The organism is Bacillus altitudinis 41KF2b (assembly GCF_000691145.1).
Classification (GTDB): domain Bacteria; phylum Bacillota; class Bacilli; order Bacillales; family Bacillaceae; genus Bacillus; species Bacillus altitudinis.
Genome location: NZ_ASJC01000006.1, coordinates 36,577 through 52,999, shown reverse-complemented (window position 1 = coordinate 52,999; position 16,423 = coordinate 36,577). Strand labels below are relative to the sequence as shown.

Sequence of the window (16,423 nt, the reverse complement as noted above, 5' to 3'; positions counted from 1 at the left end):
GGGCATTGATCATGCGAATTGGAGGCATTGAAGCAGGCGGTACAAAATTTGTCTGCGGCTACGGAACAACAGACGGAACGATTGAACATATGACTTCCTTTGCAACAGGGAATCCAGAAGAAACATGCCGGCAAGTGATCGAATACTTTACAGAGCATCCAGTCGATGCGATTGGCATAGGCGCATTCGGGCCTGTCGATGTAAAAGAGCACAGCCCCAGCTATGGAACGATTCTCGAAACACCCAAAACAGCTTGGCGCCAATTTCCATTACTCTCAACCTTAAAACAAGCACTCGGTCTCCCTATGAAGCTTGATACGGATGTGAACTGTGCGGCGCTCGGTGAAGCTCGTTTTTCAACAGAAACAGACAGACCAAATTCCTTGGTCTACATCACGGTTGGGACGGGAATCGGCGGCGGTGCCTATATTGAAAACCGCCTCATTCACGGACTGCTTCATCCAGAAATGGGACATATCACCGTTCAGCGCCACCCTCATGACACCTATGGGGGCTGCTGCCCGATCCACCATGATTGTTTAGAGGGACTAGCATCTGGACCTGCCATAGAAGGCCGCTATCATACATTGGCACAAATGCTGCCAGAGGAGCATCCAGCCTGGTCACTTCAAGCTTATTATCTCGGGCAAATGACCGCAAATTTATTACTCACCCTTTCACCAGAACGCATTATTTTTGGTGGAGGTGTCATGAAACAGCCGGCCTTGCTGCCGCTCATCCTTGAAGAAACAGACAAGCGGCTTCATGGTTACTTACAATTACCAAAGCCATTAAATGAAATCGTCACAAAGCCTTCCTTTGACGGATTATCTGGTTTAATGGGAGCCATCGCCCTTGGAGCTGATGCCTTAAAGGAACAAGGAGCGGCGCAATGATGATGACGGCAGATACTCGAACCTACCAGCTCATTCAGCGGCTATTTGAAACGAAAGGGTTCGTGAAGTTGGAGGAGCTCACTGCCTCTTTTCGCTTATCTGACCGCTCCATCCGCAATTTAATCAAAGAAGCAAACGAACTGTTAACACAAGCTGGAGCCATGATCAAGACCATCCGCGGGAAAGGGTATACGCTCTTAACAAGTGACCAAGACGCTTTCCTGCTTTGGCTTCATCAGCAAAAGCTTCCTGCCCGCTCTCTCGTACCCGTCATGCCAGAAGAGCGCATACGATTTATGATGAGAAAACTATTGCTTCAATCAGACTACTTAAAAATTGATCAATTAGCAGAAGAATTGTTCATCAGCCGTATGACGGTCAGCAGTGATTTAAAAAAAGGACGGGAGCTGTTAGCCCGTTACGGTATGACCCTTGTCTCAAAGCCTGGATTTGGCTTAAAAGTAGACGGAGACGAATTGCAAAAAAGGACGTGCTACGCAGACTTACTGCTTGAAGAAGAACCCGCCCTATCTCATATAACTGAGCGGGAACAGCTTCATTTCCCTGACATTTCACTTGAAACCATTCGCTCCATTGTTTTGACAAATCTATATCAAGAATCACTGCTCATTAAAGATATTGCCCTAAAGAATTTAGTGATTCACTTAGCGATTGCCATTCAGCAAACGCAAAAAAAACAGCGGATACCCGCCAGTACCACTCACCCACAAAGACCGCCAGTGTTAACAAGAATCGCTCAAAAGATCACTCATCAAATAAGCGACACGTTTCACGTCACCTTATCAGAGGATGAAACAGATTACTTGGTGATGCATCTCTTAGCGAATCAAACGTGGAAAGAAATCGATGAGCACCAAACGACCGAAGAAGTACGTCAGGCGGTGACACAATTTCTCCAGCACATTGAAAAAACAAGCGGTCATCGTTTTGTAGATGACGATATCCTGCGTCAAGATTTGATGCTGCATATGAAGCCATTATTAAATCGAATTCAATATGGCGTGTCTTTACAAAATCCGCTTTTGCATGAGATCAAAACATCTTACCCTTATCCGTTTGATTTGGCTGTCAGCGGACTCAATGCCTTACAGCTGGTGCGGACGCCAAATGAAGATGAGGCGGCATATGTTGCCTTACATATTGCTGCTTCATTTGAAAGAAGTCATCTTGACACCTCGCAAAAAAAGAGGGCCATTATTGTATGCGGGTCTGGACTAGGAACGGCACGGCTGCTTGAAATTAAATTGAAGGCGGCCTTTCAACATGAGCTTGAGATTGTTGAGCTTTATTCTTATCAGGATTACGCTTTTAGCACGACTTTGCCATGTGATGTGATTATTACAACCGTACCTCTCGCACCAAAGGGGAAACCAATCATTCAAGTGAATGCTTTTTTTGAACATCATGATGTCCAGCGTGTGAGTGAGGTCATTCACCTGTTAAACGGACACGGTTTCCCTTCGCAGGAGCTGATGGCTTTTTTCCAAGAACGATTGACCTTGTTGGATGTGAACCTTTCAAGCAAAGAAGAGGTATTAGATACGCTTTGCAGCCGGCTGGAGGCGCATCAGCTTGTTTCATCTTCTTTTCGTTCCTCCGTGCTGGAGCGGGAGCAAATGTCATCGACCTATCTTGGTAAGGGGATTGCAATGCCTCACCCGCTCATCACAAATGAAGGCACCTCCTGCGTGGCAATTGCACGATTGAAACAGCCGATTGATTGGCAGGGCGATCAAGTATCTCTTATTTTCTTGTTAGCCATTCAGAAAGATGACGCTGCTTGCATGAATCAATTTTTTGAACAAGCTGTCGATTTATTAGACAGTCCTGACCGCCTTCACTCCTTGAAACATGCAAAGACATTTGATGAGCTGATGCATGTCCTGTTTCAATAGCACATAAGGCCGCCCAAGTGAAATCGGGCGGCCTTTTATTCATCTATTCCTTACATACGAATCAATCGTATATGACATTTTTTCCTTCTTCCCTTAACTTTTTTAACGACGTCAGCATATGATTGATTTCTTCATCGGAATGTCTTTCCCACGCACCTAATTCTGCGACTATTTTCAAAGGAGATGTCGACCGGTAAGAACGGGTCGGGTTCCCCGGAAACCTTTGATCCGTCAAATTCGGATCATCTTCAAACTCGCCTGTCGGTTCCACAACATAAATTCTCTCTTTGGAATCAGATCGAGCTAATTCAGCTCCCCATTTGGCTGCGTTTAATGTTCCAGTAAAATAGATGTGGTTCGATTGTTTATCCTGATAATTGGACAAATGCAACGGTTCAAGCAGGTCCCCAATCTTCAATTCCGCTTTCGTCCCATGAAAAAACGGCCCAGGATCTAAAACATCTTTCTTGTCATTCATACAGCCACATCCCTTATCGTTTTTGACTTGCGTATAACAGTATACGGGCTGATGCGGGCGGAAAACAGTCTATAAATGAGATTAAATTCGGGGTATAATGATAGTAGAGAGTAAGGTGTGATTTGTAAAATCCAGCAAGTTGAAAAAACAGCAAGAATACATACAAAGCAGTCTTCTTGAAAGAGATAAAGAAACTAAAAAATTAATTGCAGCAACGGAGCAGGAGGAAAAGGAAGGAAGAAATTTTGGTGGCAGTTTTGGAAATATCGTATTGAAGGATATCTGATCAGGATTGAAGAAGATGAGGATAAAGTAGCCAAAGAGACGTTTTGATGTTTTATCTGGTTGGCGTGTTGGCACATAATCAATTAAATTCTTTAGGAAGGGTGTAATGAGATAATGAAAGATAGAGATAAGATTTGTCATATATATGCTCAAAAAAGTTGGCATATGGATTCTTATATTATTGGTAATCGTGAGGGTTTAATAGAATTAAAGAGTGCTATTGACCAAGCATTAAAAAGTAATGTTGGTCAAGCTGAATTGTTTCCATCAGATTTAGAGGATTATACAACTTACGTTGCTTTAGTTGATGATAAAGAAGAATTGGATTCACTTATTATGCCTTACACTGATGAGGATAATGATGATGAAAACTTGATACATCCAGTTGATATAGTTACAAGTCATGAAGAGAAAAAAACCCCTAAAAATTAGGGGTTTTTTAGTGTAATATTGTTTCTCCTGGACTTGCTTTGTATTTCTTTGGTACTGATGCTCTGAGAGCATGGTGTATTTTATCTTTTGGAGCTACATGAAAATGCCAATACCAAGTTGAGGTTTTTGGTATTAAAGGGATTTTTCCATTGTCTACAGCAAATACTCTTGTTGTTCTTTTCTTTCCTTTGTGTAGGACGACAACTAAACTTCTAAGTTGTCCTTTATCATTTCTTACATCCCATTTAATTTTGTAATTTTTACCAAATCCTTTTATCCGATTTTTTAGATATTTAAGTGCAGTTCTTGCGCCTTTTGATCTGATAGCCATTAAAGCAACTCTTCCTACGGTCATTGCGATAGGTATGAAGAATACTGGTAGTGCTTGTGTTGTTATTTCACTCTGATTACTTTTGGAGTCAAGTTGTTTCATTCGGTTTTCTAAAGCTAAAAATTCTTCATTGTTGAAATATTGATCGATCACTTTATTTTGTTCTGACTCTGTCATGTTTTCAAATTCTTTTTCTGTAAATGGAAGGTTTTCTATGTATTCCCCCATTTTCTTTTCAAGTTCGTCTAATTCTTTGTTAGCTTGTTCATTTTGTAGAACCGTCGGTGTTACTAATGCTTTTAACTCTTGTGAATTGATAGAGTGTGTTTCTGCTGATGCTTCTGATGAAAATGGAGTCCATATTGATATGACAAGAGCTAGGGTAATTAGGGTTAAAAGTGTTTTTTTGAACATTTTGATTATATTCCTCCTTTTGTATTAAATTCCAAAATAAAGGTTATCAAATCAAAATGAGTGTATCAATGGATTTAAGATAGATTTAAGGAAACTTCTATGGTAGACAAATGACACAAGCCGATAAAGTGAACGAACAAAGAAGCCAGTCACCCGCTAATAAGGTGACTGGCTTTTTTCTGTTACTTCCCGACGTTCTCTCCATTTTGCTCGATCAATGTTTCATACCAATAAGAGCTCTTTTTCCGAATTCTTTTGAGGTCTTTTAGGTCAAATTCATCACGGTTGACGTAGATAAAACCGTAACGTTTTGAGCAGCCTTGGTGTGTACTGATTAAGTCGATGGCTGACCATGGGCAGTACCCGAATACCTCAACACCGTCAGTGATCGCCCATTTGATTTGTTCAATATGTTTTTCTAAATAATCAATTCGATAATCATCCTGAATCGATCCATCCGCTTCTAACTTGTCAAAAGCGCCTAGCCCGTTTTCCGTAATAATAAGAGGTAGCTGATAGCGGTCGTAAATCTCACGCATCGTTGATCGGAAACCGGTAGGGTCAATCTCCCAGCCAAAGGCATTTTTACTTAAGAACGGGTTGTTCCCGCCTTTGTAGACGCCATCTTCACCAGATTTTAAATGCTGATCTCCACCGCGGGCAAATTCATCATTGCCATCTCCTTTACTCGCTTCAACCGTTTGAGATGTGTAGTAGTTAAAGGCAATGAAGTCTGGTTTTGCACTTTTCAAAATATCCATATCTCCCTCTTCAATCACAGGAAGAATGTCTTTTTCCTTCATGTATGCCCATGCAAGGTTGTTATAACGACCGAATACCGCCATATCAAGATACAGCCAGTTGCGGATCGCATTGTAATTAGCCGCAGCAATGACATCCTCAGGTTTTGGAGATGCCGGGTAAATAAGGGCGATGTTTGGCGCTGGTCCTATTTTCGCCTCAGGCAGCAAACGATGACAAAGCGTCATGGCTTTCGCCTGTGCCACAAGCATATGGTGGTTCTGCTGATATAGTTCTTTTTTCGGATTTTCTAAATTTGGATCCAGTGTACCTAGAGCTGATCCATGTAAGATCATCATGTTTTGTTCATTAATGGTCAGCCAATATTTTACCTTCTCACCATACTCCTGGAACAAAACCTCCGCATAACGTTCAAACGCATCGACTGTTGGACGATTTGACCAGCCGCCTTTCACTTGAAGCGCATGAGGTAAATCAAAGTGATACATCGTCACAATTGGTTCAATGTCATAGCGTCGCAATTCATCAATGAGAGAATGGTAGAAGTCAATTCCCTTTTGATTGATCTCCCCATCTCCATCTGGAATGATGCGTGTCCATGCAATGGAGAAACGATAAGCCTTCAAGCCCATTTCTGCAAACATCTTCACGTCCTCTTTATATCGATGATAGTGATCGCTGGCTACCTTAAAATCAGTTGTTCCTTCAGGATAGCTTTCTCTCATATCAATGACTGAAGGTCCCTTGCCATCCTCGTTCCATGCACCTTCTACTTGATAGGCGGAAGTAGATCCGCCCCAGAAAAAGTCTTTTGGAAATGGTGCTAGTGTTGAATATCTCATGATTATGTCCTCCCTTTTCTTAAACTAAGTGTAAAAATGATTGTCCTGGTGTCACTTGTTTTTCTTCTGTCTCAATGATATCGCTAAATTCACCGGAATTGGTAATAATCACAGGTGTTGTGACAGACAGTCCTGCTGCTTGAATGGCCTCAATATCAAACTCCGCAAGCAGTTCACCTTCTGTAATGGTTTGGCCCTGCTCAACCTTCGGCGTAAAATGACGGCCCCCAAGTTGTACAGTATCCAATCCAATATGAATGAGTACTTCTGCTCCGCTTTCAGAGGTGAGACCGTATGCATGTCCTGTTGGAAATACCGTTGTCACGACTCCAGTTACTGGTGCAAACAGCTTGCCTTCTGATGGAATAATGGCTGCGCCCTTACCTAAAGCGCCAGATGAGAAGGCCTTATCCTGCACCTCTTCTAGCTTGATGACTTCGCCAGATAAAGGACTTTTCACATGAGCTGCTTTGACACCATGTTCATTTTCAGATGCTGGTGCAGAACTAGCTGCAGGAGCATCTTCTTCATCCACAGGATCTTTGAATCCAATCAAATAGGTTAAGACGATTGAAAGGACAAATGAAACGGAAATTCCGATTAAGAACCCTGTAAATCCTTGACCATAGAAGATCGGAAGTGTCAGTAAACTCGGAAGACCTGACGCGATCGCAATACTTTGTGAATAACCGATAATGGCACCACCGACACCGGCAGAGATAACCGCTGCAATAAATGGTTTTTTCAAACGAAGTGTGACTCCGTATACAGCAGGCTCTGTAATTCCAAATACAGCAGAAACCGCTGTCGATCCAGCTAATGATTTCAGCTTTTTGTTCTTTGTTTTCAGCATAACACCGATGGAAGCACCGGCTTGTGAAAATACAGCTGGCGCAGTGGCCGGCTTAATATGATCTTTTCCATGAACCGCAATATTATTTAAAATGACTGGCACAAGCCCCCAATGGATACCGAAGATGACAAGAACCTGCCATGCCATCGCAATTAAAGCACCGGCAAGTGTAGGGCTAAAGGAGAATACTTTCAGCAGGACGGCTGCAATTCCGTTCCCTGCATACACACCAAATGGTCCAAATACGATCAGTGTCAGTGGAACGACCGTGACCAGTAAAATCAGTGGTGTAATAAAGTTTTTCACACTTTCATGAATGACTTTGTTAAAGAAACGTTCGATATATCCCATCACAAACACTGCCAAAATAATCGGGATAACCGTTGATGTATAAGACATTAAGACAACCGGAATGCCGAAGAACGACACATCTCCGCCGCCTTTTGTGAGCTCTTGAATAGTCGGGTAGATCAGTGCACCTGCAATCGTCACAGCGACAAATGGATTCGCTTTAAACTTCCTAGCAGAAGTGAATGCGAGCAGCAGCGGCAGGAAGTAGAACAAGCTGTCTGATGCGGCAAATAAAATTTGATACGACGTATCTTCAGGAGATAACCATTTTGCATTGATACAGATGCCTAGAAGTCCTTTTAAAATACCGGCACCCGCCATGACACCTAGAAGCGGTGTGAAAATTCCAGAAACAATGTCGACGAATTTTCCGAAAAGACTTGTACTTTCTTCACTTGATCTAGCAGATGAAGAAGTGGAATCCTCTAATAGATTCGTAAACTCTCCAATCTCTCGATATACCTCTGGTACGGTGTTGCCAATGACCACCTGAAACTGGCCGCCGCTTTCCATGACAGTCACCACACCATTTAATTTTTCAATGGCCGCTTTATCTGCTTTTGATCTGTCATTTAATGTGAAGCGAAGTCTTGTGGCACAGTGAACCAATGAATGAACATTTTTCTCTGTCCCGATATGTTTGATAATGTCTTCTGCTAATTGACGATGACTCATACAAAAACCCCCTTTTTTTCAAAAAAATACGTTTTTAGGCAAAATAAAAACCTAAACGGGCACCAAAAATAGTCGCAACTTGCTATTGCGCTTTTTCAGTGAACGTTTAGGTTTTGCCTGCCGAACAGTCACAATCCTCTAAGACGATCATTGTGAAACCGTATTCTTTTATGTTTATGAGCAAATAGTACCACTCACTTTTTATGATGTCAACGCTTTCTTTTAAAATTCTATCTTTATTTTTCTCGTTTGATGAGTCGATTCAAATGAATCGATAGATAGAGCATCTCCTCTGATGTTAGATCGCGATGATATGTTTGATACACATATTCCGCGATTTTCTTTGCGCATTCGTACGCCTTCGGATATTTCACTTTAATCAGCTGATATAAATCTTGATCTTCACTGACGAGTAACGTTTCGTTGATGAGACGCTGTACGAAAAAGCGTAAATGTGTGAGAAAACGATAAAAGTTGAGCGAGTCTTCATCAAATTCCATGTTCAAGTGATATTTCACAATGGTCAGTATGGCATTCACTTCTTTTGTGATATTGACCGTTGTATTCATGTCTTCATTGAGCTCTGCATTAATGATATGCATGGCAATAAAGCCCGCTTCATCTTCAGGCAGTTCAATATGAAGACGATCTTCAATCATCTCAAGGCATTCCTTCGCCACGAGAAATTCATCTTTGTATAAACGTTTAATCTCCCAAATCAGCGAATTCTCAATCAAGTGGTTTTTCTTTAATCGTTCGATGGCGTAATGAATATGGTCTGCCAGCGATACATGCAGACTTTCGTTTAATCTTCGGTTCAGCTTTGTATGTGCGTATTGGATCATTTCCTCGGTCACCTTGACGACATCATATGGAACCTCTTGAAGCAACATTTTCATCCGCTCATGTACGGAATGATCTTCTAGGCGGAACACTTTATCAATTAACGCCTCGTCCACCGGGTCGCCGGGACGTCTTTGAAAAGCGATGCCTCTGCCCATGACGACGATTTCTTTTCCTTGTTCATCTATCACACTAATGACATTATTGTTTAGAACCTTTTGAATCTGCATCTCCAAACACCTCCGTCTATAACCAGCCATCTACACTCAAAATATGCTCTCATCTTAACACAACTGTCAAATCACTTGGCGTTTTTATCTGACTTTTGAAATAGATTTAACGATATTTTCACTTCTTTCTTGCTGGTCTGATCCTCCCTCGGCCTGCATACAATACCCCGAGGAGGTGACCTTCGATGAAGGCTTTTTTCTGGTCAGCATCTTTTTTATTCATGTTCATTCTGACTCTCTTTATTCTAGGTATTGTTTTTTGGCTTAGTGGACAAGGCTTAGATCAGCTATGGAGATATGCGCTTATCTGTCTTGTGACAGCCACCGTTCTACACGGCGTTACCACTTGGCTAAAGCAACATGTCATGGATCATCCATCCAAATAAAAAGGCTGCCCTCAGTATTCAGGCAGCCCTTCCGTTATTCCTTAGATGAGGCGGCTTCTTTCTGAAAAGCACGCAGTTCATCGTTGATTTTTTTCGCATCTTCTAAAAACTCTGTTTCAAATCCACTTTTGAGTGCCCACATATAAAATAACAACGCCACAACTGCAATGAGCGCCATATCCCAGCCATAATGAATGACGTTATAACCGCCAAATTTATCACTGCCGAGACAGGAAATCGTCATCATCACAAGCAGATACACAACCATCCAAGCACCTGCTTTAAAGTGACGGCCAAAGCCCTTCCACTTCGCTTTTGCTTGATAGTAAAAATAGATTGGCAGACCGATGAGAATAATGAACAGCACCTGACCCGTCAGCGGCCATCTCGCCCAGTACAGTGTCAATGATGCAAAGACAAAACCAAGCGGGGCAATGATGCTGAGTCCTTTAATTCGCAGTGGACGATATAAATCTGTGCCCGTCTTTCTCAGCGTCATCACTGTCACAGGTCCTGTCAAATAGGAAATCAGGGTCGCCACAGAAATAATTTCAGCGAGAACCCCCCAGCCTCTAAACAAAAACAGAAAGATAAACGATACACCCAAATTAAAAAACATCGCTGGACGAGGCACACCGTAAATTGGGTGCAGACGGCCAAGTACACTCGGCATGTACTTGTTTTTTTCCATCCCATAAATCATACGAGACGTCGTCGCCGTATACGTAATCCCTGTGCCAGAAGGAGAAACGAACGCATCTGCATATAAAATAAGGACAAGCCAGTTAATCCCTAGCGCAATGGCAAGGTCAGCAAATGGCGAGTTGAAATTCAAATGCCCCCAGCCATTCACAATCATTGATGGATCGACAGCGCCAATAAAAGCGATTTGCAGCAGCACATAAATGACCGTTGCAATCAAAATCGATCCAACAATGGCGATTGGAATCGAACGCCCTGGATTTTTCGCTTCTCCTGCCATATTAATCGGGCTTTGGAAGCCATTAAAAGCAAACACAATCCCCGATGTTGCCACAGCTGTGAGCACACTCGCCCAGCCGTTCGGCGCAATACTTGTTCCAGAAGTAAAATTCTCACTATGAAAACCTACGAATAAGAGCGCACCAATTGTTAATCCTGGAATGACGATTTTAAAAATCGTAATGAATGTATTCGCCTTTGAAAACAACCCAACTGTCCAATAATTGAGCAGAAAATAAATCACCAGCAGCACACTTGCCACCATGAGCCCCTCAGTCGTCAAAACCCCTTTTGTGACCAAATGGCTTGTCCACTTTGCCCACTCCCAAGGCCATGAGCTCATGTATTGAACGGAGGCAACTGCCTCAACAGGAATCACTGAGACAATCGCGATCCAGTTCGCCCAAGCGGCGATAAATCCAATAAAAGAGCCATGTGAATATTGCGTATATTTGACCATTCCGCCTGCCTCTGGAAACATCGACCCGAGTTCACTATAAGACAATGCGATAAATAAAATAACAACCATCCCGATCAACCATGACAAAATAGCAGCAGGGCCGGCGATTTGAGCAGCCCGCCACGCACCAAAGAGCCATCCTGAACCAATGATTGAGCCAAGACCTACCATCATTAAAGCGAAAGTTCCCATCCTACGATGCAAATGATTCATGTTCATAACACCTTTCGATTAAAATACAGAGCATGTGTCGAGCAAGCGCCTTTCTTTTATAGCAGCTCACCTTTCATTCCATTGGCAAATACTTTCTGATCTGAACTTTTATCTTTGTTCATTTTTTGCCCGTTATATTATCTCTCAATTCTCCATTTTCTGAAATAGTCGAACATGCTTATTTCAAAAGAAAGCGCTTTTTCAACTGTTCAATCTATTAGACTGATTAACTACCTTTACCCTTATTTTGAAAAAAACAAAACAAAAAAGAAAGAGGAAATGACTTCCTCTTCCCTCTGAACACATATCATCCAAAGAAAAAAGGATAAAAGGGAAACCCTCTTATCCTTGTGAGATTGCTTGTTCTTTTTCAATGACAGCTAGTCTTTCTTGAACTTCTTCTTCAGATAAATTGTGCTGTTTCACATAAAGGTTACGTTCGCTTGTGCGGCATTCATGGCTGCAGCTGCGCATATATTTATGCTCGCTTTCTTCTGTTGCAATCATTTTGCGGTTACATGCAGGGTTCGCGCAGTTCACATAACGCTCGCAAGGTTCGCCAGTGAAGAAATCTTTTCCTACCACGACGTGCTCTGTTTGATTGACTGGAACCGTTAGGCGGTTATCAAACACATAACATTGACCGTCCCATAGCTTTCCTTGAACTTCTGGGTCTTTTCCGTACGTGACAATTCCACCGTCAAGCTGGGATACATCTTCAAAGCCTTCACGCTTTAACCATCCTGAGAATTTCTCACAGCGTACGCCGCCTGTGCAATACGTCAGAATTTTTTTCCCTTCAAGAATCTCTTTGTTGTCACGAATCCACTCAGGCAATTCACGGAATGTCTCAATGTCAGGGCGCACAGCACCTCTGAAGTGACCGACATCAAACTCATAATCATTACGTGCATCAATCACGACCGTATCAGGTGATTGCATTTGCTCGTAAAATTCAACTGGGCTGAGATGTTTTCCCGTTAATTCTAGCGGATTCACATCATCTTCAAGACTTAAATTCACCAATTCATTTCGATGACGGACGTGCATTTTCTTAAATGCATGACCATCTGCTTCGTCAATTTTAATTGGCATGGACGCAAAGCGTGGATCTTCTTTCAATGCTTGCATGTACTTGTCCGTCTGCTCAATGGTACCAGAAACGGTTCCGTTTATGCCTTCAGATGAAACAAGAATACGACCTAACAAACCAAGTTCCTTACAGAATGCTAGATGCTCTGCTGTAAACGTTTCTGGATCCTCAATGGGGACATATTGATAGTAAAGTAATACACGATATTGTTTTTCCATATATATAAACACCTCTTAAATTTAATCAAAACATACCATTTTATATCATACAGGAAATACATACCTTAAGGCAATGTCAGCAGTTAAATTCCATAAAACGGAAGGGTCTATGGTCTCATATTGTTCGATTATTTGACAGAACTTTCTGTAAAATGAGATGATTTAAGAACTATATGATTTCGTAAAGGAGCATAAGTCAATGATCCAGCCAGAAGAGATCGTCAGAAGCGGTCCTAACCAGTTTATTTCTCAAAAGGGGATTTATCATGAAATCGAGTCACTTGTTACTCCCTTTCAGTCACCAGCTATAGTGACAGGATATGACTCATATCAAGCCTTTTCACAGTACACAAAGCTTCCATCCGAGTGGCCTGTTGTTCAGCATAAAGGTTACAGTTCACCAAATGCGATCACACGAATTGCGGAAGAACTCAAGAGTTCAGACGTGATCATCGGGATCGGTGGTGGCACGATTTTAGATACAGCGAAGTCTGTTGCCGACGCTCTCCAAATTGAAGTGATCATGGTGCCGACGATTCCTGGGACATGTGCGGCTTCTACACCGCTCAGCGTCATTTATGATGACAAGGGAAATTTTATGAGGGTCGACTATCATAAGCGGTCCAGCTATCTCACGTTAATTGATCATACTTTTTTGCTTTCATCTCCTCTTTCCTATCTCCAAAGCGGAATTGGGGATACGCTGGCAAAATGGTATGAAGCGGAAGCCATTATTCGTAACACAAAAGGCACCTTGCCGCTCATGGTACATGCTGCATTAAAGCAGGCAGTGTACGTTCGTGACATTCTTCTGACTCATAGTGAAGAAGCCGTTAGCAGTTTAAAAACAGGCCAGCTTTCTCAAGCCTTTGCAGATGTAACAGATACGATCATTACGTTAGCCGGAACAGTCGGCGGCTATGGAGGACGTTATGGCAGAATGGCAGGAGCCCATGCCGTTCATAATGGATTAACATTTATTGATGAAACACATCATGTGTTACATGGACAAAAAGTGGCCTATGGCATTCTCGTCCAGCTTGCTGCAGAAAACCGTATGACGGAAGTAGAAGAATTACTTGAGCTCTATCAAACACTCGGATTACCTAGAACGATGCGTGATCTTGGCATCACATCTCAGCTAGAGGAAGCAGCACATACAGTGGCAAACCATGCTGCACGTAAAGATGAAACCTTTTGTTTGATTGGAGACTATACGAAAGAGCAAATTGTCGACGCCATTCAAATCATTGAGACCTATCAGCCTCAAAAAACGGTTTGAACATACGGGCAAATAAAAAGCACAGGCATCCCGCCTGTGCTTTCTTTCTATTAAAAATCGAAGTTATCTGGGTCTGGACCCGTGCGCTCATCTTCATTGAGCTGATCAATGACACTCATTTCATGGGCGGACAACTCGAAATCAAATACGTTTGTATTTTCGATGATTCGGCTCTTCGTCACAGATTTCGGAATGGTGATAATGCCATGCTGCAAATCCCAGCGAAGAATGACTTGCGCCACTGACTTCTCATGTTTTTTCGCAATATCTTGAAGCACCGGATGGTTAAGAAGTTTCCCGCTGCCTAATGGCGACCATGCTTCTACATGAATGCCTTTTGCCTTGCAGTAGTCACGTAAAGGCTCCTGCGTCAGCTTCGGATGCAGCTCAATTTGATTGACCATTGGTACCACTTCTGCCTCTTCTAATAAATCTTCTAAATGGTGCTGATGGAAGTTACACACGCCAATTGCCTTAACACGCCCATCCTTATACAGCTTCTCTAGCGCTTTCCACGTTTCTTTATATTTGCCTTCAACCGGCCAATGGATTAAATAAAGATCCAATATATCCAGACCTAGTTTGTTCATACTCGTTTCAAAGGCTTCAAGCGTTGACTCATATCCTTGATCACTATTCCAGACTTTTGTCGTAATGAACAGATCATCGCGAGAGATGCCTGATTGCTGAATGGCTTTGCCAACACCTTCTTCATTTTGATAGGCCGCTGCTGTATCTATACTGCGATAGCCCGCTTCAAGTGCGTCTTTGACTGCATTTACAGCCTCATCCCCATCTTTTACTTGCCATACACCAAAGCCAAGCTTCGGCATTTTCACTCCGTTTGCTAATGTGACTGTATCTGTTAATCCACTCATCAAACAAACCTCCGCTTCATTTTTGCTTACCATGCACTATACCCGAATGTGCGAAAGATCATGCATGAAGATAAACCATTCATAGACTGAATGATCTCAGATAGTTCTTTACTTTTTTAATTTATTAAAGTCTAGATAAGTCCAAAATACCCAAATTATGTGCAAAGAACGGAAAAACACCTGACGTCAAAATGTCAGGTGTTCCAAATTATTGACAAAGGGCTAAAATGAATTTGATTTTAGCCCTTTGTCTTTTTTTTTAGCGTGATAGAAAACCTTTGCAGCCCTAGGAAGGACGAGTACTGGCGCAGAGCGAATTTGACATTCGTGAGCACCAGCACGCAGGACTGACAAAGAATGCGAGGGTTTGTCTACACGCTGAAACCATTCATAGACTGAATGATCTTATTTGATGTATTGTCCCATATCGACTTGATTTGCATCAACGATTTGGTATTCACTGATTCGATTTTTTGTTTTAGAACCATCATATGTCTCTAAAAAGCTTTGGTCATAAAAAGTCAGACCATACATTTGCTTTTCGTTCTCGTACACTCTGATCCAATACGATTCTTTTGAGGCTTTTTTAGCCTCGTTTATTTTCTTTAATTGAATACCCGAAAATTTCTTCAGCAACTTTTGAATATCCTCTTTCTTGTCCACCACAACGCGCTCATCATCATGCTCAATTTGAATGGAAGTCACTTTATCTTTATCAATCGAGACCACATCATCAAAAGCATATGTTTTGGCATTGATCATAAAATAAAGACCTATTCCGATGAAAATAACGACTACTAAACCAATGATCCACTTCTTCAACCTAACTCCTCCTTCAATTCACGCCATCCCTATACAAACAGCGAGGTCCAATCATCCTCCTCAGAGAATACTTGAATCCCATGCTGTTTCAGCAAGGCAGACGTCACACCGTCCCCAGCCTTTGTCTTACCGTTAAATTCTCCCCGATAGATCATCCGGCTTCCGCAAGAAGGGCTGTACTCTTTTAACACGACGGATGTTGCGCCAAATGTCTGAGCCTGCTTAAGCGTGGCTTGTGCACCATTTACATACATCTCTGTCACATCTGTTCCATGAACATCAACAATAGAAGCCTGCCCCCGTAAGACATCATGACCATCTCCACCAATAATTTCTGCGGGAGGTCTTGGTGTAGAGAAACCGCCAAGCAGCTCAGGGCAAACTGTTACCGCCTTTCCTTCCTGCACAAGCTCCTCGATACGTTGATCTAATCGATGGCTGCCATTATAACGGACCTTTAATCCCGCAAGACAAGCGCTGACAACGATCATGTATGTTCCTCATTTCTATGTATTGAACGTTTTTTGCTGACTTTAAAATAAATCCATAAAGGCAAACAGAGTATCGTGTACATCAGAAAGGGCAGAGCACAATACAAAACAGCCGCCCACATGGACCCTTCAACTCCTGTGATCCCAAAAAAATAAACAAATAATAGCAAGCTGACAAACAATCCGACGAACGGCATGATAAATACATATTTTTTGAAATTTCCCATCATCTCTTCCACCAACACGGTTCCCTCCCTCAATCATCATCACGAACAACGTCAATATATGTTA

Annotated in this window: 16 protein-coding genes; 6 read left to right on the top strand and 10 right to left on the bottom strand. The window is 42.2% G+C overall.

What is annotated here, in order from left to right:
* Positions 1-11: 11 nt before the first annotated feature.
* Together BA79_RS12315 and BA79_RS12310 are read left to right on the top strand one after the other, a co-directional pair.
* A complete protein-coding gene (locus BA79_RS12315) occupies positions 12-896 on the top strand; it encodes an ROK family protein (RefSeq protein WP_035703033.1) in 885 nt (294 codons plus the stop codon).
* Positions 893-2,812, top strand: a complete 1,920-nt coding sequence (locus BA79_RS12310; RefSeq protein WP_035703031.1) for a BglG family transcription antiterminator — start codon at positions 893-895, stop codon at positions 2,810-2,812. Before BA79_RS12315 ends, BA79_RS12310 begins: the two co-directional genes overlap by 4 nt.
* Before the next feature lie 61 nt (positions 2,813-2,873).
* Here the strand turns inward: BA79_RS12310 and arr are convergent, their stop codons facing one another.
* Positions 2,874-3,290: an NAD(+)--rifampin ADP-ribosyltransferase gene (gene arr, locus BA79_RS12305; protein WP_017366526.1), complete on the bottom strand. Its 417-nt coding sequence runs from the start codon at positions 3,288-3,290 to the stop codon at positions 2,874-2,876.
* Between the two features lie 139 nt (positions 3,291-3,429).
* Between arr and BA79_RS19395 the strand changes: the two genes are divergently transcribed.
* On the top strand, positions 3,430-3,576 hold the full coding sequence (locus BA79_RS19395) for a hypothetical protein (RefSeq protein WP_155758902.1): 147 nt from the start codon (positions 3,430-3,432) through the stop codon (positions 3,574-3,576).
* 113 nt (positions 3,577-3,689) lie between these two features.
* Positions 3,690-4,007 (top strand): hypothetical protein, encoded by a 318-nt coding sequence (locus BA79_RS12300; protein WP_035390595.1) that lies wholly within the window; start codon positions 3,690-3,692, stop codon positions 4,005-4,007.
* Positions 4,008-4,014: 7 nt separating this feature from the next.
* Here the strand turns inward: BA79_RS12300 and BA79_RS12295 are convergent, their stop codons facing one another.
* From BA79_RS12295 to licT, 4 genes are all read right to left on the bottom strand, one after another.
* Positions 4,015-4,752, bottom strand: coding sequence for a hypothetical protein (locus tag BA79_RS12295; RefSeq protein ID WP_035703028.1), 738 nt, complete (start codon positions 4,750-4,752; stop codon positions 4,015-4,017).
* Positions 4,753-4,934: 182 nt separating this feature from the next.
* Complete coding sequence (locus tag BA79_RS12290) at positions 4,935-6,356, bottom strand: glycoside hydrolase family 1 protein (RefSeq protein ID WP_035703025.1); 1,422 nt, start codon at positions 6,354-6,356, stop codon at positions 4,935-4,937.
* A gap of 19 nt (positions 6,357-6,375) precedes the next feature.
* Entirely contained in the window at positions 6,376-8,235 is a 1,860-nt protein-coding gene (locus tag BA79_RS12285; RefSeq protein ID WP_008343857.1) for a beta-glucoside-specific PTS transporter subunit IIABC, read from the bottom strand.
* Positions 8,236-8,471: 236 nt separating this feature from the next.
* Positions 8,472-9,308, bottom strand: coding sequence for a BglG family transcription antiterminator LicT (gene licT / locus BA79_RS12280; protein WP_008343858.1), 837 nt, complete (start codon positions 9,306-9,308; stop codon positions 8,472-8,474).
* Positions 9,309-9,493: 185 nt separating this feature from the next.
* Between licT and BA79_RS12275 the strand changes: the two genes are divergently transcribed.
* Positions 9,494-9,694, top strand: coding sequence for a hypothetical protein (locus tag BA79_RS12275; RefSeq protein WP_008343859.1), 201 nt, complete (start codon positions 9,494-9,496; stop codon positions 9,692-9,694).
* A 34-nt stretch (positions 9,695-9,728) separates the two neighbouring features.
* Here BA79_RS12275 and aimA read toward each other — a convergent pair whose 3' ends face one another.
* A complete protein-coding gene (gene aimA / locus BA79_RS12270) occupies positions 9,729-11,348 on the bottom strand; it encodes a glutamate/serine transporter AimA (protein ID WP_035703024.1) in 1,620 nt (539 codons plus the stop codon).
* A 342-nt stretch (positions 11,349-11,690) separates the two neighbouring features.
* Positions 11,691-12,659, bottom strand: coding sequence for an oxygen-dependent tRNA uridine(34) hydroxylase TrhO (trhO, locus tag BA79_RS12265; protein ID WP_007498459.1), 969 nt, complete (start codon positions 12,657-12,659; stop codon positions 11,691-11,693).
* Positions 12,660-12,858: 199 nt separating this feature from the next.
* Between trhO and BA79_RS12260 the strand changes: the two genes are divergently transcribed.
* Positions 12,859-13,941 carry an iron-containing alcohol dehydrogenase family protein gene (locus BA79_RS12260; protein WP_035703021.1) on the top strand — a complete coding sequence of 361 codons (1,083 nt, stop codon included), beginning with the start codon at positions 12,859-12,861 and terminating at the stop codon, positions 13,939-13,941.
* A 50-nt stretch (positions 13,942-13,991) separates the two neighbouring features.
* On the opposite strand, the gene BA79_RS12255 is transcribed toward BA79_RS12260, so the two are convergent.
* The 3 genes from BA79_RS12255 to BA79_RS12245 form a co-directional block, all read right to left on the bottom strand.
* Positions 13,992-14,819, bottom strand: coding sequence for an aldo/keto reductase (locus BA79_RS12255; protein ID WP_035703019.1), 828 nt, complete (start codon positions 14,817-14,819; stop codon positions 13,992-13,994).
* Between the two features lie 405 nt (positions 14,820-15,224).
* Entirely contained in the window at positions 15,225-15,641 is a 417-nt protein-coding gene (locus BA79_RS12250; protein WP_007498466.1) for a DUF5301 domain-containing protein, read from the bottom strand.
* A 29-nt stretch (positions 15,642-15,670) separates the two neighbouring features.
* Positions 15,671-16,132 carry a 2-thiouracil desulfurase family protein gene (locus BA79_RS12245; RefSeq protein WP_035703017.1) on the bottom strand — a complete coding sequence of 154 codons (462 nt, stop codon included), beginning with the start codon at positions 16,130-16,132 and terminating at the stop codon, positions 15,671-15,673.
* Positions 16,133-16,423: the final 291 nt, after the last annotated feature.

What these genes read in the sequence shown, in the direction of transcription:
- licT (WP_008343858.1), bottom strand. Translation starts at nt 9,308, where the DNA reads ATGCAGATTCAAAAGGTTCTAAACAATAATGTCATTAGTGTGATAGAT.
- BA79_RS12290 (WP_035703025.1), bottom strand. Translation starts at nt 6,356, where the DNA reads ATGAGATATTCAACACTAGCACCATTTCCAAAAGACTTTTTCTGGGGC.
- BA79_RS12285 (WP_008343857.1), bottom strand. Translation starts at nt 8,235, where the DNA reads ATGAGTCATCGTCAATTAGCAGAAGACATTATCAAACATATCGGGACA.
- aimA (WP_035703024.1), bottom strand. Translation starts at nt 11,348, where the DNA reads ATGAATCATTTGCATCGTAGGATGGGAACTTTCGCTTTAATGATGGTA.
- arr (WP_017366526.1), bottom strand. Translation starts at nt 3,290, where the DNA reads ATGAATGACAAGAAAGATGTTTTAGATCCTGGGCCGTTTTTTCATGGG.
- BA79_RS12315 (WP_035703033.1), top strand. Translation starts at nt 12, where the DNA reads ATGCGAATTGGAGGCATTGAAGCAGGCGGTACAAAATTTGTCTGCGGC.
- BA79_RS12300 (WP_035390595.1), top strand. Translation starts at nt 3,690, where the DNA reads ATGAAAGATAGAGATAAGATTTGTCATATATATGCTCAAAAAAGTTGG.
- BA79_RS12245 (WP_035703017.1), bottom strand. Translation starts at nt 16,132, where the DNA reads ATGATCGTTGTCAGCGCTTGTCTTGCGGGATTAAAGGTCCGTTATAAT.
- BA79_RS12310 (WP_035703031.1), top strand. Translation starts at nt 893, where the DNA reads ATGATGATGACGGCAGATACTCGAACCTACCAGCTCATTCAGCGGCTA.
- BA79_RS12260 (WP_035703021.1), top strand. Translation starts at nt 12,859, where the DNA reads ATGATCCAGCCAGAAGAGATCGTCAGAAGCGGTCCTAACCAGTTTATT.
- BA79_RS12275 (WP_008343859.1), top strand. Translation starts at nt 9,494, where the DNA reads ATGAAGGCTTTTTTCTGGTCAGCATCTTTTTTATTCATGTTCATTCTG.
- trhO (WP_007498459.1), bottom strand. Translation starts at nt 12,659, where the DNA reads ATGGAAAAACAATATCGTGTATTACTTTACTATCAATATGTCCCCATT.
- BA79_RS12295 (WP_035703028.1), bottom strand. Translation starts at nt 4,752, where the DNA reads ATGTTCAAAAAAACACTTTTAACCCTAATTACCCTAGCTCTTGTCATA.
- BA79_RS12255 (WP_035703019.1), bottom strand. Translation starts at nt 14,819, where the DNA reads ATGAGTGGATTAACAGATACAGTCACATTAGCAAACGGAGTGAAAATG.